Below are 17,960 nucleotides of genomic sequence, written 5' to 3'. Positions count from 1 at the left end.
GCGAGGACCCGCTCCGCGGGTGCGGACGGCGGGTCCGCACCATCTGCAAGGCGCGCCCCCAGCGAGGGCGCCGTGACCCACCCGGAAGGGCAGACCTCGTGCTGACCGTCGACTTCACCCGCTTTCCGCTCGCCCCGGGCGACCGTGTGCTCGATCTCGGCTGCGGTGCCGGGCGGCACGCGTTCGAGTGCTACCGGCGCGGAGCCCGGGTCGTGGCCCTCGACCAGAACGGCGAGGAGATCCGCGAGGTCGCGCGGTGGTTCGCGGCGATGAAGGAGGCCGGCGAGGCGCCCGAGGGCGCGAGCGCCACCGCGATGGAGGGCGACGCGCTCAACCTGCCCTTCCCCGACGAGTCGTTCGACGTCGTCATCATCTCCGAGGTGATGGAGCACATCCCGGACGACAAGGGCGTCCTCGCCGAGATGGTCCGGGTGCTCAAGCCCGGCGGCCGGATCGCCGTCACCGTGCCCCGCTACGGCCCCGAGAAGATCTGCTGGGCGCTGTCCGACGAGTACCACGAGGTGGAGGGCGGCCACATCCGCATCTACCGGGCCGACGAACTCCTCGGCAGGATCCGCGAGGCGGGCCTCAAACCGTACGGCACCCACCACGCCCACGCGCTGCACTCGCCGTACTGGTGGCTGAAGTGCGCGTTCGGCGTCGACAACGACAAGGCGCTGCCGGTGCGCGCGTACCACAAGCTCCTCGTCTGGGACATCATGAAGAAGCCCCTGCTCACCAGGGTCGCCGAGCAGGCGCTGAACCCGCTCGTCGGCAAGAGCTTCGTGGTGTACGCGACCAAGCCGCACCTGCCGAAGGCCGACGCGTGACCGTGCCCTGGCGCCGCCGAGGGCGCACCGAGCATCTCGTCCTGCCCGGGGTCCTCACGGCCGAGCAGGCCGCCGAGACCGTCGCCGGCATCCTCGCCGTCCAGCGCGAGGACGGGGCGATCCCCTGGTTCCGGGGGCACCATCTGGACCCGTGGGACCACACGGAGGCCGCCATGGCGCTGGACGCGGCGGGCGAGCACTCCGCGGCGGCCCGCGCCTACGAGTGGCTGGCACGCCATCAGAACGAGGACGGCTCCTGGTACGCCGCGTACCACGACGGCGAGGCCGACCGGCCCACCGACCGTGGGCGCGAGACCAACTTCTGCGCCTACCTGGCGGTCGGGGTCTGGCACCACTACCTGGCGACCGGCGACGACGTGTTCCTGGACCGGATGTGGCCGTCCGTCCACGCGGCGATCGAGTTCGTGCTCCGCCTCCAGCAGCCCGGCGGCCAGATCGGCTGGAAGCGGGAGGCACCGGAGGACGGCGGGGCGGCGGTCGACGACGCGCTGCTGACCGGGAGTTCGTCCGTCTTCCACGCGCTGCGCTGCGCCCTCGCCATCGCCGAGGAGCGCGAGGAGCCGCAGCCGGACTGGGAGCTGGCGACCGGAGCCCTGGGGCACGCCATCCGCCGCCACCCGGAGCGCTTCCTCGACAAGTCCCACTACTCGATGGACTGGTACTACCCCGTCCTCGGCGGCGCCGTCACCGGCGACCAGGCGAAGGCCAGGATCGAAGCGGGCTGGGACGCGTTCGTGGTCCCCGGGCTCGGCGTGCGGTGCGTGCTGCCCAACCCGTGGGTGACGGGCGGGGAGAGCTGTGAACTGGCCCTGGCGCTCTGGGCGGTGGGGGAGTCCGACAGGGCGCTGGAGATCCTGCAGTCCGTCCAGCACCTGCGTGCCGAGGGCGGGATGTACTGGACGGGCTACGTCTTCGAGGGCGACCGCGCCGTGTGGCCCGAGGAACTCACCACCTGGACGGCGGGTTCGCTGCTGCTCGCGGTGGCCGCCCTGGGGGGCGACGAGGCGACCACCGCGGTGTTCGGCGGGGAGCGGCTGCCGCGCGGCCTCGAACCGGAGTGCTGCCGGTAGGTCCGTCACCGGCCGCGGGTCCGCGTCCCGGCCGCGCGGGGAGAGGTCAGCCGTGGCGGCGCAGCCGGCCCGCCACGGCGTGTCCGACGAAGAGGTACACGACCGCGGCGAGACCGTAGCCCGCCACGACCCGTGCCCACGCCTCGTCGAACGTGAACAGGTCGTGCGACCAGCCGGCGAGCCAGCCGGCCACGTCCCGGATCAGGATGACCAGGTCGTTGGCGCGGTTCGCGTCCAGCAGGTACATCAGGACCCACAGGCCGATGATGACGGCCATCACATCGGCGACCACCACGATGATCGTCGCCGCCTGATTGCTACCACTTCTGCGGGGAGACATGGCAACCGGATTGCCGTTCTCCGTTGAACCAAACCCGGGAGGGATTCGCCCGAGTGGCGGGGCGGCCGGTGCTGGGCGACGCTGGCGCGAGAGGCCTCCGGGCGGGGCGGTCCGGGGAGGCCGGGCGCGGGGGAGCCGGCTCGGGGAGGTCAGGGAGGACTGCCATGTCCACTCCGGGAACGACGACCGCCCACCGGTCGCCCACCAGGACGGGCCGGCGGCTGCGCCGGGCGGCCGTCGCCCTGCTGCTGTGCTGCGCGCTGCTGGGCGGGACCACGGCGTGCGGCGGCGACGACGAGGCGGGCGCCGCGGCCACGCCGACGGACGCGGTGGAGGCGCAGAAGTTCGCCAAGACCCGTTTCGTGGCGAACGCGGGGCTCGCGGCGGGGGCGGTCTACCAGTGGATCGTCAAGCCGTATCGTGCGGGGAAGTTCCAGAAGGGCGCCGAGGGCCAGAAGACCGCGCTCGTGAAGGCCGGCCTGGCGGGCGCGTTCGCGTACAACAGGCTCAAGGCGGCGGCGACCAACGCCAAGGGCGACCCGCTGCTGGCGAAGGCGATCGCGCCGGTCAGCGCGGGCATCGAGTCGCTGAAGGGCCTCGGTTCCAAGATCCGCAAGGGGCAGGTGGGCGACGCCGACATCGGTGCTCTCGAGGACGTCGTCAACCAGGTCAAGGACGCCGGCCGGAGTGCCGGAGCGGTGGTGAAGGAGAAGGTCCCGTCGGCCACCCAACTGAGCGGCGGCTGACGCGGACCGGCTGCGGGCCCCCGGACGCGTCCCGGTGGTGCCCGGGGCCGGCCGGGCGCGGTCCGGCCGAACAGGGCCCGGTCCACGGTCCGTTCGACGCCGCCCGTTTGTGTCCGGCAGAAGCGGCAATTCGAACGCCATGACCAACTCAAGCGCGAACGACAACGGCAGCGGCACGACGACCCGTGCCACCAAGACGACCAAGGCGACCACCGCCAAGGCCAAGGAGTCCTCGGCGAAGGCGGCGCAGAGCACCGCGTCGAAGGCGGAGTCGGCGGGGAGTTCGGCCGGCCGGGCCGCGGAGACCGCGGGCAGCGGCACCGCGCGCGCCGTGACCACGGCGGGCTCCGTGGCCTCCACCGCCCTCAAGGGCGCCGGCTCGGCCGCCGGGCAGGTGGCGTCCGTCGCCACGACCGCCTGGACGGTCCTGAAGGCCCGCAAGCTCGTCGCGGCGGGTGCCACCGCCGGAGCCACGGCCCTGGGCGCGGTCTCCTACCTCGCGGGCCGGCGGTCCGAGCGCAGCGGCCACGGCCCGGTCACCCGTATGACCGGCGGGCGCTTCTAGTGCCGTGTCGGGCAAGATCTGCCCGTCAAGGAGCGGTCCGGTGCACGGGGTTCCCCTCGGCCCGCCGGGCCGAGGGGAAGGATCGCAGGGCGCCGGATCGACCTCGTGGTGGGCCTGTTCGGTTGATGCGGCAGCGCCGCGAGTCGCCGTGCCGGGCGTCGCGTCGGGGTGAGCGTCGCCTGACGCCGCCCCCAGGCGTGGCAGCGGCCTCGCGAGAGCCGCACGGTCGGGCCGGGGTCCCGCCCGCCGTACGCGCCGCCCGTCGGGACCGTCCGGTCCCGCCTGGCCGGCGCCGTCCGGCACGCCCGTTCGCGGAGCCGTCGGCTCCGTCGGTCCACGCCCGGTACGGGGCGGACCCTCCCAGCGCGGTCATGTCGAGGTAGCTCCAGGTGCTTCCCCGCGCTGTCGCCACGCGAACGCACGTGCCGGAGGCTTCGCGCCCCGCCCTCCCGGCGGACGGCGCCGTTCTGCGGGCGGCAGGGCTCAGCCGTTCAGCTCCGCCAGGACCCTCAGGGTGCGGGGATCAGGCGCCGTCACCAGCAGGTCCGTGACCGGGCCCGTGCGCCATGACTCCAGCCGCTCGGCGATGCGTTCCCGCGGCCCGACGAGCGAGATCTCGTCGGCGAAGGCGTCGGGTACGGCGAGGACCGCCTCCTCGCGGCGGCCCTCGGAGAACAGCCGCTGGATGCGCCGGGCTTCGGCCTCGTAGCCCATGCGCGCCATCAGATCGGCGTGGAAGTTGCGGGCGGCGTGGCCCATGCCGCCGATGTAGAAGCCCAGCATCGCCTTGACCGGGAGCAGCCCTTCGGCGACGTCGTCGCATACGTGGGCACGGGCCATCGGCGCGATCATGAAGTCCTCGGGCAGTTCGGTGAGCGACGCCTCGTAGACGCCCGTCCGCAGTGGCGACCAGTACAGCGGCAGCCAGCCGTCCGCGATCCGGGTCGTCTGCGCGATGTTCTTCGGGCCCTCGGCCCCCAGCAGCACCGGCAGCCCGGCCCGCAGGGGGTGGGTGATCGGCTTGAGCGCCTTGCCGAGGCCGGTGCCGTCCTCCCCGGTGTACGGGAGGGCGTGGAAGCGGCCGTCGAGTTCCACGGGACCCTCGCGGCGCAGGACCTGGCGGACGACGTCCACGTACTCCCGGGTCGCCGTCAGCGGGCTCCTCGGGAACGGCCGCCCGTACCAGCCCTCGACGACCTGCGGTCCCGACAGCCCGAGTCCCAGGAGCATCCGCCCGCCCGAGAGGTGGTCGAGCGTGAGCGCGTGCATGGCCGTGGCCGTGGGTGTACGGGCCGCCATCTGCGCCACCGCCGTACCGAGCCGGATCCGCGTGGTCCGCGCGGCGATCCAGGTGAGCGGGGTGAACGCGTCAGAGCCCCACGCCTCGGCCGTCCACACGGAGTCGTAGCCGAGCCGCTCCGCCTCCACGGCGAGGTCGGTCTGCGCGGGGTCCGGGCCGCGCCCCCAATAGCCGAGTGCGAGTCCGAGCCGCATGGGGCCAGCCCCCTCCAGGAATTCTGACGCTCCGTCAGTTCGCTGTTCGTGGCCGACTGTACGGCAGCGGCCCCCCGCCCGGAAAGGGCGAGGGGCCGCGCTGTGCGCCGGGTGGGCGGCGGGTCAGCCGCGCTGGATGCCGGTGGTGTCCTGCAGGACGCCGCGCCGGCCGTCCTGCGTCTGCGCCACCAGGGCCGGGCCGCGCTGGTCGACCGCGAGGTACCAGGTGCCGGGCGCCAGTTCGGCGATCGGCGTCGGGGAGCCGTCCTCCGCGTACAGCGGCCGGGCCACCGGCACCGCGAACCAGAACGGCGAGAAGTCCTGGGCAGGGGCGCCCTGCGGCTGCCCCTGCGCGGGGCCGCCGGGCTGCTGGCCCCCGTACGGCTGCTGCTGCCCCGGCTGGCCGCCGTAGGGCTGCTGCTGGGCGCCGGGGTAGCCGTAACCGCCCTGCGGCTGGGCGCCGTAGGGCTGCGGGGTCTGCGGCCTGGGCGCGCCGACCAGGGGGGCCTTGAGGGCGGGGACGAGCGGAGTGGCGATCGCGCCCGCGGCCAGCAGCAGGGTGCCGAGCAGGCCGAGGATCGCACCCGCGCCCGCGTCGCCGTTGATGTCGAGGATCGTCCAGAACATCGTCCAGAGGGCGAAGACGCTGAGGGCGACGCCGAGCTGCGCGACGTCCAGGCCCACGACCTTGCGCCCCGGCATGGCGCGGCCGGCGATGATCAGCCCCGCGGCGATGATCCCGCCGAGGTAGACGGACATCACCGTGCCCAGCGAGTCCCAGGCGTTCGGTAGGTCCGCCGAGGAGCAGTCGACGCCGCTCGGGCAGTCGACGCTGACGAAGTCGAGGAACGAGGCGATGAACAGCACCACCGCTGCTCCGATCACCACGCCATCGCCTCGAGTGAGGGAGCGGATGTTCACGTGTAGTCCTTAGTCGGTTGCGTCTCGTCGTGGCGGTCGTCGGTGCCGCCGGTCGGCGGTGCACGCGCGGAGGCTCGGGGGTGGCCCCATCGTACGGGTGCCGGTGAGAACCGGTGTGAGACCCCCGTCCCCGGCGGGGACGAATCTATCGCCTGTCCCGTCCGCCCCGGGCGGTAGGTGCTGACGCCCTGGTCTACCGCCCTGGTCTACCCCAGCAGATAGGTGCCGATGCCCTCGGCGATCCCCTGCGCCGCCTTCTGGCGCCACTGCGAACTCCTCAGCAGGGCCGCGTCCTTCGCGTCACGCATGTTCCCGCACTCGACGAACACTTTGGGAACGGTCGACAGGTTCAGTCCGCCGAGATCCCCGCGCTCGTCCAACCCCGTTGAGCCGCCGACGTAGTTGGCGGGCGCGCTGCCGGTGGCCCGCACGAACTTCCCGGCGATGCGTTCCGCCAGTTCGCGGGACGGGCCGACGATCCCCGTGGTGTCGGCGGCACCGCGCTTCACCAGGGCGGGGTGGATCACGTGGAACCCGCGGTTGCCGCTGCCCGAGCCGTCGGCGTGGATCGAGACCACCGCGTCGGCTCCGGCCTCGTTGCCGATACGCGCCCGCTCGTCCACGCAGGGGCCGAACGCCCGGTCGTCGTCCTGGGTGAATCGCACCGTTGCGCCCTGCTTCTCCAGCAGGGTGCGAAGACGGTGTGAAACATCCAGGGTGAATGCGGCCTCGGTGTAACCGTCGTTGGTGGCCGTGCCCGTGGTGTCGCACTCCTTGCGGTTCGTCCCGATGTCCACGGGCCGGTTGATCTCGCGGGCGTGCCGGAAGTTCCCCGGGTTGTGACCCGGGTCGATCACGACGACCCTGCCCGCGAGCGGGCCCCTGCCCGGAGTGGAGGGCTTGGCGTCCCCGGAGGGCGTCTCCGGGGTGTCCGGGCCCCGGGGTGCCGGGGTGCCGGCGCCCGCGGGGGCGGTGCCGGACGGTGCGGCGGACGACGCGGCGCCGGTCCCCTCCGGGCCGCCGGGAGCGGGCGCGGCGCCGGGGCCGCCCGAACCGCCGCAGCCGGCGAGCGTCACCGCCGTCAGCGCGGCGACGGCGAGGACGGTTCCACCGCGGGCTCCGGCCCGGGACGCGAGGAGGCGGGGCCGGGGCGGGGGCGGCTGGTTCAGGTCGTACGGCACGTCGCGATGCTAGGGGATGACGGGGGCGGTACCTCAGATTCCGGCGCCAGTGCGCCGCAGTACCCGCAGCGAGCCGGTGGCCGACACCTCGGTGAACGCGCCGGAGGCGAGCGCCCTCAGGTAGATCCGGTAGGGCGCCTGGCCGGTCCACTCGTCCACCGGGTCGGGGAAGACGTCGTGGATGACCAGCAGGCCGCCCCCGGCCACGTGCGGGGCCCAGCCCTCGTAGTCGTTCGCGGCGTGCTCGTCGGTGTGCCCGCCGTCGACGAAGACCAGGCCCAGCTCGCGGCCCCACACCTTCGCCACCTGCGGCGACCGTCCCACGACGGCGATCACGTGGTCCTCCAGCCCGGCCGCGTGCACGGTGCGGCGGAAGGTGGGGAGGGTGTCCATCCGCCCGGCCCCGGGGTCCACGAGCTCCGGGTCGTGGTAGTCCCAGCCCGGCTGCTGCTCCTCGCTGCCGCGGTGGTGGTCGACGGTGACGGCAACGGTCCCGGCCTCGCGCGCGGCGTCCGCCAGTAGGATCGTGGACCGGCCGCAGTACGTCCCGACCTCCAGCAGCGGCAGCCCGAGCGCCCCGGCCTCCACGGCCGCCGCGTACAGGGCGAGGCCCTCGCCGACGGGCATGAAGCCCTTGGCGGCCTCGAACGCGGCGAGGATCTCCGGCTTGGGGGCGGCGGGGGCCATGGGATTCCTCCGGCGGCGGGGTGGGGCTGACGTGGGGCGGAGCGAACGGGCCGGACGGCGCCGGCTACCCGGACGTCACATCGTAGGGTCCGCGGCGGGCCGCCGCCCGGGCGGGGCCGGGGTGCCGTTCCGGCCGTTCCCGAGAGAGCGGCCGGCGGGGGAGGCCGGGGCGCGGGCGGAGCGCGGGCCGTCCGGCTGCCCGGAGGGACATGCGGCGTGGGACATGTCCATCCAGGGGAGGGCTTCCTCCGCAGGCGCCTGCCGTCATCGGCGGGCCTCACCGCCACGTCGCAGACGCGCGTCGGGATGTGGTCCGCGACCCCGCGCGACCTCGTCCCGGTCCTGCTCGTCGCGGGAGCCGCCGACGGCCGCGCGACGTGGGCCGGCGTCGTCCTCGCGCTGCTCGCGGCGGCGTTCCCGGTGCGCCTCCCGCGTACGGGAGGGGCGACGGCGCTTCGCACCGCGGGCGGCGCCCCGACCGGGTGAACGGGCCCCGCGTGCGGCGAACCGGGCGCCGACGGGTGCTCCCGCCGGATTGGGGACACGATGGACACACGCACGAGAGCTGCCCGGCGACCACCCGGGACGACGACTGCTGCGGAGGCGCCATGGACACCTGGGCGACGTGGACCACTCAGGGGATCATCGCCGGCACCGGCGGGGTCATGACCACGGAAGGTGGTCCGATCACGGGAGACGTGACCGTGCACACCACGTGGATCGACGGCCTGGCGCAGGTGACCGTGCAGCACACCGGGGCGACCGACTGGTACGCCGTGCAGGGCAGCCCCGTACCCGCCGACGACGAGGACGCGGGCCGGGCCGTGCACCAGGCGGCCGTGGAGGCGGTCAAGGAGGGCGGCGGCCGGGCGTTCTCGTTCCCCGTCTGAGGCGGTCCGCTCGGCGCCGGTGGTGCGCGTCGCGTTGGCGGTGCCGGGGGCGCCCGCCGAACGGAGGCGTCCGGGCCGTCCGCGGATCGTGCACGGATGCGGGGGTGTCCGAGGGGTACGCGCGGAGGTGCGGGTGTCGTCCGGCGCGTCGCGCACAGCGCCGTCGTCGCCGGCCGGATGCGGCACCGCCTTTCCGGCCGTACGCCGATTCCAGCACGCGTCTGACCTTCCGTCAGATTGCAACGTGTTCTACTCTCCGGCTCCATGGGGAGCGGAAGCATCGCGATCACTCACGAACAGCGCGCCCTCGCGGACTCCGTGCGCCGCTGGCTCGCCCGCGCCGTACCGCCCGAAGCGGTTCGCGAGCTGCTCGACGCTCCCGGGGCCGGCGGGGGGAGGCCGGCCTACTGGGACGGTGCCGCCGAACAGGGGCTGCTCGGTGTGCATCTGCCGGAGGCGTACGGCGGCGGAGGCGGCACGCTCCTCGATCTCGCCGTCGTCCTGGAGGAGACCGGACGGGCCGCCCTGCCGGGTCCGTACCTGCCGAACGTGCTGGCATCCGCCGTACTGGAGCGCGCCGGGCGTCCGGACCTTGCCGCGGCGCTCGCCGACGGCCGCCGGGTCGGCGCCGTGGCACTGGGTACCGGTGGCCTCACCGCGACGGCCGCCGCCGGGGGAGCCCTCCTCCTCGACGGCACCGCGCCTCCCGTGCTCGGCGGTGCAGACGCCGATCTGCTCGTGCTCGCCGCCGGCCCGGGCCCGGTCCTGCTCGCCGTGGACGCCACAGACCTCGCCGTACGGGGACACGCGAGCGCCGACCCGACCCGGCCCACCGCCGAGGTCACCGCACACGGGGTCACCGTTCCAGCGGACCGCGTCCTCGGCGCCCCACCCGGGATTGTGCCGGACCTCGCGGCGGTGCTGTTCGCCGCCGAGGCATGCGGCACGGCCGGGTGGGCGCTGCACACCGCCACCGAGTACGCGAAGGTCCGCGAACAGTTCGGGCGGCCCATCGGGCGGTTCCAGGCCGTCAAGCACCTGTGCGCGGACATGCTCGTCCGCGTCGAACAGGCCCGGGCCCTCGCCTGGGACGCCGCTCGCGCCGCCGGCGGCAGCGCTGACGGACCCGACGGCAGCGCGGACGTGAGCCCCGACGGAAGCCCCGGGGCGGGTCTGGCCGCCGCGCTCGCAGCGGCCACCGCACTCGACGCCGCGTACGGCTGCGCCAAGGACTGCATACAGATCCTCGGCGGCATCGGATTCACCTGGGAACACGACGCCCACCTCCATCTGCGCCGCGCCCTCGTCGCCCGGCAGCTCCTCGGGCCGGGCGACGCCCACCGCCTGCGCGCGGTACGGCTTGCCGCCGACGGCGTACGCCGTGAGCTGCGGCTCGAACTCCCCCCGGAGGCCGCGCCGTTCCGGGCGCGGGCCCGGCGGGCCGTCGCCCCCGCACGAGGGCTGGACCCGGTGGAGGCCCGCCGTCTCCTCGCTCCCACCGGCCATGCCGCCCCCCACCTCCCGCCCCCGTACGGCCTCGGAGCCGGCCCGCTCCAGCAACTCGCCGTCCAGGAGGAGCTGCGGGCCGCCGGGGTGGGCGTCGGGGACCTGGGCGTCGCCACCTGGGTGGTGCCGTCCCTCATCGCCCACGGCACCGACGAGCAGAAGGCCCGCTATCTGCTGCCGACCCTGCGCGGCGAGCGACGCTGGTGCCAGCTCTTCAGCGAGCCGCACGCGGGCTCCGACCTGGCGGGTCTGCGCACCCGCGCCGAGCGCCTGCCCGACGGCCGCTGGCGGATCACCGGCCAGAAGGTGTGGACGAGCGCCGCGCAGAGCGCCGACCACGGCATCCTCCTCGCCCGTACGAACCCCGAGGCGCCCCGGCACAAGGGACTCACGTACTTCCTCGTCGACATGAAGGGCACCGCCGGCATCGACGTCCGGCCGCTGCGGGAGATCACCGGCGAATCACTGTTCAACGAGGTCTGGTTCGACGGTGCCGTGCTGCCCGCCGACGCCGTCGTCGGCGAGGTGGACGACGGCTGGCGCGTCGCCCGCAACACCCTCGGCAACGAACGCGTGCACATGGCCGACCAGCTGACCTTCGGCACGGGGCTGGAGGAGATGATCGCGCGGAGTCCCGGCCTCGACGACGCCTGCCGCGTGCGCCTCGGCGCCCTCGTCGCCGAGGCGCACGCGCTCGGCTGCATCCGGCTGCGCACCACCCTGCAGCAGGTGGACGGCATGGAGCCCGGGCCGGGGGCGTCGGTGCGCAAGCTCGTGCAGACCACGCACCAGCAGAAGGTCGCCGAACTGGCCCTCGAGCTGCTGGGCGCCGAGGGCGCGGTACGCGAGGGTCCGGGCGAACGGGCCGTCCACGAACTGCTGATGTCCCGCTGTCTGACGATCGCGGGGGGCACCACCCAGGTCCAGCTGAACGTCGTCGCCGAGCGCCTGCTCGGTCTGCCCCGCGACTGACCGTCCCGCGACCGACCGCTCCGGGACGGACTGCCTCACGACCGATCGCCCCGAGACTGAAGGAGTCCTCTGGTGAAGAGCTACATCGTCGGCGTCGGGATGACGAAGTTCGAGAAGCCCGAGTCTAGGGACTGGCGGTACCCGGACATGGCGAAGGAGGCCGGTACCGCGGCCCTCGCCGACGCCGGCATCCCGTACGGACTCGTCCAGCAGGTGCCGGTCGGCTACTGCTTCCAGCCGTCCACGGCCGGGCAGCGCGCGGTGTACGAGCTCGGCCTCAGCGGAGTCCCCGTCTACAACGTCAACAACAACTGCGCCACCGGCTCCACGGCGCTCATGCTGGCGCGGCAGTTCGTCGAGGGCGGGCTCAGCGACTGCGTACTGGCGCTGGGCTTCGAGCAGATGAGGAAGGGAGCGCTCGGCGGCGGAGCGGACGGTGGGGACTTCGCCGCCTCACCCGTCGCCCGTCACTACGGGATCATGGCTGCCGCCCACGGCTTCGAGCGGACCCCGCCCACCGCCCAGATCTTCGGAAACGCGGCCCGCGAGCACATGGAACGCCACGGCACCACCGAGCGGCAGCTCGCCGCGGTCGCCGCCAAGAACCACCGGCACTCTGCCGCCAACCCGTACGCCCAGTTCCGCACGGTGTACGAGGTGGACGAGATCCTCGCCGACAAGCCGGTCCACCCCCCGCTCACCCGCCTCCAGTGCTCGCCCACCTCCGACGGGGCCGCCGCGGCCGTCGTCGTGTCCGAACGGTTCCTCGTCGAACACGGCCTCCACGACAAGGCCGTCGAGATCGCCGGGCAGGCGATGGCCACCGACACCGCCGACTCCTTCTCCTCGGGCTCCTGCGTCGACGTCGTCGGCACGCCCGTGTCCCGGGCCGCGGCCCGGGGGGCTTTCGAGGCGTCCGGGCTCGGCATCGAGGACGTCGACGTCATCGAGCTGCACGACTGCTTCTCGATCAACGAGCTGCTGACGTACGAGGCGCTCGGAATGTGCCCGGACGGCGAGTCCGGCAAGCTCGTCGAGTCCGGGGCGACGACGTACGGGGGGCAGTGGGTGGTCAACCCCTCGGGCGGCCTCATCTCCAAAGGCCACCCCCTGGGCGCCACCGGCCTGGCGCAGGCCGCGGAACTGACCTGGCAACTGCGCGGCGAGGCCGGCCCGCGCCAGGTCCCCGGCGCGCGCACGGGCCTCGCCCACAACATCGGCCTGGGCGGCGCGGCGGTGGTGACGGTGCTGCGGAAGGCGTGAGGGGGCATCCGCCGGAGCAGGTCGCCGGGCAGCGGTCCTCCGCGGAGGCGGACCCGGACCGGCTCCGGAGAGCACCAGTGCGCTCCTGAGCCCGCCAACGGGCCCGGGGGCCCCCGGTCCCCCGCGTCGCCGTCCAAGGCCGGCTCCGCTCCGGAGCCGGCCCCTCCGGCCGCGCGTCGGCGAGGAGTTCGACGCCGAACCGGTCGGTGGCGTCCGGTGGGCCGCCGACGCGGTGTACGAGCACCCGGTCCCCGGTGTCGGGGAACGCCCCGGCGAAGACGGAAGCGTCCCGCGTGGCTCCGTTGTGCCACAGCAGCCGGCCCGCTTCCTGCCACGCGGGGGAGGGATCGCCGAGCCTTCGCTCCACCAGCAGGCCGCTCACCACCGCGGCCATGGCGCGGGGCGTGGCCCACAGACCACCGGCCGGCAGGATGGCCCCGCACATCGTCCAGGTGGTCCGGTGCCCGCCGCACGGGCCGTTCGCCCGCAGGGCCCGTTCGGCCGGAGGGGCGACGGCCACCTCGTCGGCGACACCCAGCGGGTCCAGGACCTGCTGCCGCAACATTTCCAGGTACGGGCGCTGCGCGGCGGCGGCGAGGGCCGTTCCCAGGACGGCGTACCCGAAGTTCGAGTACTCCTGCCGCCGGCCGGCGGGGCTCGTCGCGAGGCGGTCGAGCCCGGTGAGCGTCTCGCTGAACGCCTGCGGGGTGAACGCGGCGTACGGATCTCGGCTGAGGCGCTTCACCCCCCAGGGGCGTGCGGGGCAGTCCGGAGGTGTGTTCCACCAGGTGCCGCAGGGTGATGCCGGACGCGGGCCTTGCCGGCAGCCACCGCTCCACCGGGTCGTCGACGTCCAGCAGTCCGGTCACGGCCAGGCGCGTCAGGGCCGTTCCGGTGAGGACCCTCGGAGCGAGCCGATCTCGACGAACCGGTCCGCTGAGTGGCCGTGCGATGTGCGGGATTCACGCCCCGGGCGCAGCACGCATTCCGGTACGGCGCGCCGGGGCAGCAGCGGACTCACGGGCGCGCCGGCCGGGCCAGCAGCCGCTCCAGGACGGCCTCCCGCTCCGGCGGCTTCGGGGCGGGGCGGGAACCGGCGGACCTCCACCAGTCCGTGAGCACGGACGGGCGCAGTTCGCCCGCGACGAACCGGGCCAGAAGCCGCTGGGAGAGCTCGACTTCCCGCTCGGTGTAGGCGGGCGCGGCGGCCGAGAGGACGGCGTACTCGCTCCGCCCCCCGGTGTGGGTGACGGAGACCGTCATCCGGTGCCCGCTGTCCGGGCCGCCGAAGCCCGCGATGCTCGTCGCCACGTCGATCGCGGTACGCAGGCCGCGCCGGAAGCCCGAGCGGGCGGGGGCGTCGGGCACGGTCATCCGTTCCATTCCGGTCCAACTCAGCGCGTCGCCCGCCGGTGTGCCGACGGGCGTCAGCCCTTCGTCGGTCAGGCGTACGCCGGTTCCCTCCGCGCCGGCCGGGGCGCCGAGCCAGCAGCCGTCCCGGTCGATCCAGAAGAGCCCTATCATCGTGCCGCCGTCCGGTGTTTCGTCAGGCTGTCCGTGCGGCGTCGTGGTCGGCCTGCTCTGTGCTGCCACTGATCGAACCCATCTTCTCGGCGGTACGCGTCAAGACCCCAGTGTTGCCGGTGTGATCGGCCGCGGCGGGTGGGGTGTCCCTTTCCGCGCACCCGGACGAGATCTCCTGGGTTCGTTCAGAGGAACAAGGACCGCAACACCGTCACCACGACCTTCACCAACTGGAACCAGCCCGTTCCCGTGAAGGCCCCCGCTCCCGGCACGAGCGTCGACCTGGCCCCCCTCTCCTGAGAGCCCCGCATCGGCCCGCCTGGGCAGCGCGGCCCGGTGGGACCGGGGTCCAGGACCAAAGTCCCGGTCTCGTACGTCGAAATCAGGATGTACGGATGAACAGGTGCCTGGGAGCATGACGCTCATGACCCACGCCCACCGTGCCCCGTCCGGCATCTCAGGCCCAGCCGTAGCGGTCGCGGGAAGCACCGACCGCACCGAGCAGCGGATGTGGGCGGTGGTGCCGGCGGCCTGCGCCGGGCAGTTCCTCGTCGTGCTGGACGTGTCCGTCGTCAACACGGCGCTGCCGTCGATGCGAAGCGACCTGGGGCTGAGCAGCGCGGGGCTGCAGTGGGTCGTCAACGCGTACTCGATCGTCCTCGCCGGGTTCATGCTGCTCGGCGGGCGCGCCGGGGATCTCTACGGCCGCAAGCGGATGTTCCTGGTGGGGCTGGGGGTGTTCACCGTCGCGTCGCTGGCGGGCGGGCTCGCGCAGGAGGGCTGGCACCTGCTCGCCGCGCGCGCCGGGCAGGGTCTGGGCGCGGCCGTCCTCGCCCCCTCGACGCTGACGCTGCTCACCTCGGCCGTGCCGGAGGGCCCCGCACGGGCCCGGGCCATCGCCACCTGGACCGCCGTCGGTGCGGGCGGCGGGGCGGCGGGCGGACTCGTCGGCGGGGTCCTCACCGAGACCCTCTCCTGGCGCTGGACCCTGCTGATCAACGTGCCCGTGGGCGCGGCCGTCGTCGTCCTCGGCGCGTGGTGGCTCACCGAGTCCCGCGCGGGGGAGCGTCGCCGGCTGGACCTGCCGGGCGCCGTCCTCGTCACCGCGGGACTCGCGACGCTCGCCTACGGCATCGTCCAGACCGAGCAGGACGGCTGGACCGCTCCCACGACCCTGCTGCCGTTGCTCGCCGGACCGGCGCTGCTCGGCGCCTTCGTCGCGGTCGAGGCCCGCGCGAGGACGCCCCTGATGCCGCTGAAGCTGTTCCGGCTGCGGGCGGTGTCGGCGGCGAACGCCGCGATGTTCAGCTGTGGCGCGGCGATGTTCTGCATGTGGTACTTCATGACGCTCTACGCCCAGAACGTACTGCACTACAGCCCGCTGGCCGCCGGACTCGCCCTCATGCCCAGTTCGCTAGCGGTCGTCCTCGGCTCCAAGCTCGCCCCGCGGCTGATGCGCGTCGCCGGTGCGCGCCGTGTCGCCGTGCTGGGGGTGCTGGTGTCCGCGGCCGGCTTCGGGTGGCAGTCCACGATGGACGCGCACGGCTCGTACCTGACCGCGATCATGCTTCCGGGCATGGTGATGATGGCCGGCGGGGGTCTGGCGGGCACACCGCTCGCCTCCCTGGCCACCTCGGGCGCCGCATCCGGCGACGCGGGTCTCGTCTCCGGCCTGGTCAACACCTCACGGGTGATGGGCGGGGCGTTCGGCCTCGCCGTCCTCGCGACGGTGGCGGCGGCCCGTACGGGCGGCTCGATGACCCCCGAGGCGCTGACGGCCGGGTACGCCCTGGCCTTCCGGACCGGGACCGGCATCCTGCTGGGCGGAGTGCTGATGATGCTGCTGTCGCTGCCGAAGGACCGTGAGCGTCAGGCCTGAACACGGGGTGGTGCGGGGACACGGGCCGGCGCGGGGCGCATGCGTGCTCGGGAGCACGGGGCAGAGGGGCGCACGCGCGGACGGGATGCGACCCCGGGGACGTGTTCCCCCACGGGTCCGCACCGGTCCGAGGACGGGCGCCCACTCGGCTCCCCTGCCGGTTCCTGCCGGTTCGGGCTTCGTGTGGTCGCCCCCCTCAGGGGCGGCCGCGCACATCCCTCTCCCGAGGGGGTCGCGGACCCGGCTCCGCGCCCGCCGCCGTCGCGAGGGCCGGATCGACGACCGTCTCCCCGCGCAGCGCCCGGCGGATCGCGTCCGCCAGTTCCTCCACCGGTCCGTCCTTGACGAGGAATCCCGCCGCCCCCGCCTCCATCGCCCGCCGCAGCGCGCCGGGGCGCGCGAACGTGGTCAGGATCAGGACCCGGCAGTCCGGAACCTCGTCCCGGAGGCGCGCCGCCGCGTCCAGCCCGCCGAGGCCGGGCAGTTCGATGTCCAGCAGCGCGACGTCGGGCCGGGTGACGAGCGCCGAGTCGACGACGGCGTCGCCCGCGGCCACCTGCGCGACGACCTCGATGTCCGCTTCCATTCCGAGCAGCAGCGCGAGGCCGCCGCTCATCCCCTGGTCCTCCGCGAGCAGAACTCTGACGGACTTGCCGGACCGCCGATCGTGGGGCATTTCGTCCATCGCATCATGATATGGCCGAAGTGCCCGTCGGGTGCCGGGTGCGGGGATTCGGGTTCCGGTGGATGTGGGGGCGGGCTCCGTTCGGGAGGAGTCCCGGAGGCCCCCGCGGGTGCGCCGGAGGGGTGGCCCGGGATCGCCCGGCGGAGACCCGAAGGCCCCTGTGAGTGGCCGGACACACTGATCTGACGCTGCGTCAGCAGCCTTCACAAGTGATGGGGCGTGCGTTATACATAGGGGCCAACCGGCCTAGAACGCGTTCTAGAACAGCCTCGTGGAGCGGCCGGCCCCGTACGGCCTCGGTGTGGCCGACGGTGCGGACGGCCGCACCGAGGTCTTCCACTCCCCCGGGAGCCTAGGAACCAAGGAGCAGCATCCCCATGCCCATCGATGCCGCCAAGGCGATCGCCGCGGAGCCCCGCAGCGCCGAGATCAGCTGGGACCACAAGGACATCCAGCTCTACCACCTCGGGCTCGGCGCCGGCGTACCCGCCACCGACCCCGACGAACTGCGCTACACCCTCGAGTCCCGGCTGCACGTGCTGCCCAGCTTCGCCACCGTCGCGGGAGCGGGTATGAGCGTGGTCGGCGGGCTCTCCGCCCCCGGCATCGACATCGACCTCACCGCCGTGCTGCACGGCGGTCAGTCGGTCGCGCTCCACCGTCCGATCCCGGTCAAGGGCCGGGCCACCAGCACCTCCCGCGTCGCCGCCGTCTACGACAAGGGCAAGGCCGCAGTCCTGGTGCTGCGCACCGAGGCCGCCGACGCGGACGGGCCCCTGTGGACGAGCGACGCGCAGATCTTCGTCCGGGGAGAGGGCGGCTTCGGCGGCGAGCGCGGCCCCTCAGTCGGCACCGGGCAGCCGGACCGCGAACCGGACCGGACCGTCGAACGGGCCGTCGGCGAGGGCCAAGCGCTGCTCTACCGGCTCTCCGGCGACTGGAACCCGCTGCACGCCGACCCGGAGTTCGCGAAGCTCGCGGGCTTCGACCGACCCATCCTGCACGGTCTGTGCACATACGGAATGACGCTCAAGGCGATCGTCGACACGCTCCTCGGCGGGGACGTCACCCGGGTCCGCTCGTACGGCACCCGTTTCGCCGGAGTGGTGTTCCCCGGGGAGACCCTGCGCATCCGCATGTGGGCGGGGGACGGGCGCGTACAGGCGACGGTGACGGCCGTGGAGCGGGACGACGCACCCGTGCTCGCGGACACCGTCGTCGACCACACCTGATTCGAAAATCCCCCGTTCCGTGTCCGTAGCCGCTGGTCAGGCAGCTCCTTCTGTTTGGAGGGTGACTTGGTAGCCGAGTTGGTTGAGCTGGCTCACCAGGCGTCGGGTCTGCCTGGCCCGGCCGGTGCGTTCGATGAAGTACTGGCCGCCGAGG

General features: G+C 73.9%; 16 protein-coding genes and 3 pseudogenes. 10 read left to right on the top strand and 9 right to left on the bottom strand.

All coding sequences use genetic code 11. The features are described 5' to 3' along the window. Positions 1-98 precede the first annotated feature (98 nt). A complete protein-coding gene (locus tag QMZ92_RS31100; protein WP_283300910.1) occupies positions 99-830 on the top strand; it encodes a class I SAM-dependent methyltransferase in 732 nt (243 codons plus the stop codon). Next, positions 827-1,921, top strand: coding sequence for a prenyltransferase/squalene oxidase repeat-containing protein (locus QMZ92_RS31095; RefSeq protein WP_283300909.1), 1,095 nt, complete (start codon positions 827-829; stop codon positions 1,919-1,921). The genes QMZ92_RS31100 and QMZ92_RS31095 overlap by 4 nt, the downstream gene beginning before the upstream one ends. A gap of 46 nt (positions 1,922-1,967) precedes the next feature. Here QMZ92_RS31095 and QMZ92_RS31090 read toward each other — a convergent pair whose 3' ends face one another. Then, positions 1,968-2,261: a hypothetical protein gene (locus QMZ92_RS31090; protein WP_283300908.1), complete on the bottom strand. Its 294-nt coding sequence runs from the start codon at positions 2,259-2,261 to the stop codon at positions 1,968-1,970. A 164-nt stretch (positions 2,262-2,425) separates the two neighbouring features. Between QMZ92_RS31090 and QMZ92_RS31085 the strand changes: the two genes are divergently transcribed. Next, complete coding sequence (locus QMZ92_RS31085; protein WP_283300907.1) at positions 2,426-3,007, top strand: hypothetical protein; 582 nt, start codon at positions 2,426-2,428, stop codon at positions 3,005-3,007. A gap of 139 nt (positions 3,008-3,146) precedes the next feature. Then, on the top strand, positions 3,147-3,572 hold the full coding sequence (locus QMZ92_RS31080) for a hypothetical protein (RefSeq protein WP_283300906.1): 426 nt from the start codon (positions 3,147-3,149) through the stop codon (positions 3,570-3,572). 483 nt (positions 3,573-4,055) lie between these two features. Here the strand turns inward: QMZ92_RS31080 and QMZ92_RS31075 are convergent, their stop codons facing one another. The 4 genes from QMZ92_RS31075 to QMZ92_RS31060 all read right to left on the bottom strand — a co-directional run bounded on the left by QMZ92_RS31075 (position 4,056) and on the right by QMZ92_RS31060 (position 7,855). Next, positions 4,056-5,066 (bottom strand): LLM class F420-dependent oxidoreductase, encoded by a 1,011-nt coding sequence (locus tag QMZ92_RS31075; protein WP_283300905.1) that lies wholly within the window; start codon positions 5,064-5,066, stop codon positions 4,056-4,058. A 123-nt stretch (positions 5,067-5,189) separates the two neighbouring features. Further along, complete coding sequence (locus QMZ92_RS31070) at positions 5,190-5,987, bottom strand: DUF5336 domain-containing protein (protein WP_283300904.1); 798 nt, start codon at positions 5,985-5,987, stop codon at positions 5,190-5,192. Positions 5,988-6,193: 206 nt separating this feature from the next. Next, positions 6,194-7,168, bottom strand: coding sequence for an N-acetylmuramoyl-L-alanine amidase (locus QMZ92_RS31065; RefSeq protein WP_283300902.1), 975 nt, complete (start codon positions 7,166-7,168; stop codon positions 6,194-6,196). A 33-nt stretch (positions 7,169-7,201) separates the two neighbouring features. Further along, positions 7,202-7,855 (bottom strand): class I SAM-dependent methyltransferase, encoded by a 654-nt coding sequence (locus QMZ92_RS31060; protein ID WP_283300901.1) that lies wholly within the window; start codon positions 7,853-7,855, stop codon positions 7,202-7,204. A gap of 216 nt (positions 7,856-8,071) precedes the next feature. Here QMZ92_RS31060 and QMZ92_RS31055 point away from each other — a divergent pair, with 216 nt between their 5' ends. From QMZ92_RS31055 to QMZ92_RS31040, 4 genes are all read left to right on the top strand, one after another. After that, positions 8,072-8,341, top strand: a complete 270-nt coding sequence (locus tag QMZ92_RS31055; protein WP_283300900.1) for a hypothetical protein — start codon at positions 8,072-8,074, stop codon at positions 8,339-8,341. A gap of 122 nt (positions 8,342-8,463) precedes the next feature. Next, positions 8,464-8,745 carry a hypothetical protein gene (locus tag QMZ92_RS31050; protein WP_093659431.1) on the top strand — a complete coding sequence of 94 codons (282 nt, stop codon included), beginning with the start codon at positions 8,464-8,466 and terminating at the stop codon, positions 8,743-8,745. 264 nt (positions 8,746-9,009) lie between these two features. Next, the gene (locus tag QMZ92_RS31045; protein ID WP_283300899.1) at positions 9,010-11,223 is read left to right on the top strand and encodes an acyl-CoA dehydrogenase family protein; all 2,214 of its coding nucleotides are present in this window, start codon (positions 9,010-9,012) and stop codon (positions 11,221-11,223) included. A 72-nt stretch (positions 11,224-11,295) separates the two neighbouring features. Continuing rightward, complete coding sequence (locus tag QMZ92_RS31040; RefSeq protein WP_283300898.1) at positions 11,296-12,486, top strand: lipid-transfer protein; 1,191 nt, start codon at positions 11,296-11,298, stop codon at positions 12,484-12,486. A 373-nt stretch (positions 12,487-12,859) separates the two neighbouring features. On the opposite strand, the pseudogene QMZ92_RS31035 reads toward QMZ92_RS31040, so the two are convergent. The 3 genes and pseudogenes from QMZ92_RS31035 to QMZ92_RS31025 all read right to left on the bottom strand — a co-directional run. Then, positions 12,860-13,231: pseudogene (locus QMZ92_RS31035) on the bottom strand (serine hydrolase); the annotation flags it as partial. Positions 13,232-13,274: 43 nt separating this feature from the next. Beyond that, positions 13,275-13,355 (bottom strand): annotated as a pseudogene (locus QMZ92_RS31030) (hypothetical protein); the annotation flags it as partial. Positions 13,356-13,503: 148 nt separating this feature from the next. Beyond that, positions 13,504-14,010: a hypothetical protein gene (locus tag QMZ92_RS31025; protein WP_283300897.1), complete on the bottom strand. Its 507-nt coding sequence runs from the start codon at positions 14,008-14,010 to the stop codon at positions 13,504-13,506. 415 nt (positions 14,011-14,425) lie between these two features. Here QMZ92_RS31025 and QMZ92_RS31020 point away from each other — a divergent pair, with 415 nt between their 5' ends. Then, the gene (locus tag QMZ92_RS31020; RefSeq protein ID WP_283300896.1) at positions 14,426-15,889 is read left to right on the top strand and encodes an MFS transporter; all 1,464 of its coding nucleotides are present in this window, start codon (positions 14,426-14,428) and stop codon (positions 15,887-15,889) included. A gap of 214 nt (positions 15,890-16,103) precedes the next feature. On the opposite strand, the pseudogene QMZ92_RS31015 reads toward QMZ92_RS31020, so the two are convergent. Continuing rightward, a pseudogene (locus QMZ92_RS31015) lies at positions 16,104-16,574 on the bottom strand (response regulator); the annotation flags it as partial. A 377-nt stretch (positions 16,575-16,951) separates the two neighbouring features. Between QMZ92_RS31015 and chsH3 the strand changes: the two are divergent. Further along, entirely contained in the window at positions 16,952-17,806 is an 855-nt protein-coding gene (gene chsH3 / locus QMZ92_RS31010) for an enoyl-CoA hydratase ChsH3 (protein WP_283300895.1), read from the top strand. Positions 17,807-17,960 lie beyond the last annotated feature (154 nt).

The sequence above is a fragment of the Streptomyces sp. HNM0645 genome, from assembly GCF_030056615.1.
Lineage (GTDB): Bacteria > Actinomycetota > Actinomycetes > Streptomycetales > Streptomycetaceae > Streptomyces > Streptomyces marianii.
The sequence above is the reverse complement of the archived record's forward strand: the minus strand, read 5'-3'. Positions and strand labels throughout refer to the sequence as shown.

Bases quoted from the DNA above. Each gene is read 5' to 3' on its own strand.
- QMZ92_RS31090 (WP_283300908.1), bottom strand. From the start codon at position 2,261: ATGTCTCCCCGCAGAAGTGGTAGCAATCAGGCGGCGACGATCATCGTG.
- QMZ92_RS31085 (WP_283300907.1), top strand. From the start codon at position 2,426: ATGTCCACTCCGGGAACGACGACCGCCCACCGGTCGCCCACCAGGACG.
- QMZ92_RS31080 (WP_283300906.1), top strand. From the start codon at position 3,147: ATGACCAACTCAAGCGCGAACGACAACGGCAGCGGCACGACGACCCGT.
- QMZ92_RS31075 (WP_283300905.1), bottom strand. From the start codon at position 5,066: ATGCGGCTCGGACTCGCACTCGGCTATTGGGGGCGCGGCCCGGACCCC.
- QMZ92_RS31060 (WP_283300901.1), bottom strand. From the start codon at position 7,855: ATGGCCCCCGCCGCCCCCAAGCCGGAGATCCTCGCCGCGTTCGAGGCC.
- QMZ92_RS31050 (WP_093659431.1), top strand. From the start codon at position 8,464: ATGGACACCTGGGCGACGTGGACCACTCAGGGGATCATCGCCGGCACC.
- QMZ92_RS31045 (WP_283300899.1), top strand. From the start codon at position 9,010: ATGGGGAGCGGAAGCATCGCGATCACTCACGAACAGCGCGCCCTCGCG.
- QMZ92_RS31025 (WP_283300897.1), bottom strand. From the start codon at position 14,010: ATGATAGGGCTCTTCTGGATCGACCGGGACGGCTGCTGGCTCGGCGCC.
- QMZ92_RS31020 (WP_283300896.1), top strand. From the start codon at position 14,426: ATGACGCTCATGACCCACGCCCACCGTGCCCCGTCCGGCATCTCAGGC.
- chsH3 (WP_283300895.1), top strand. From the start codon at position 16,952: ATGCCCATCGATGCCGCCAAGGCGATCGCCGCGGAGCCCCGCAGCGCC.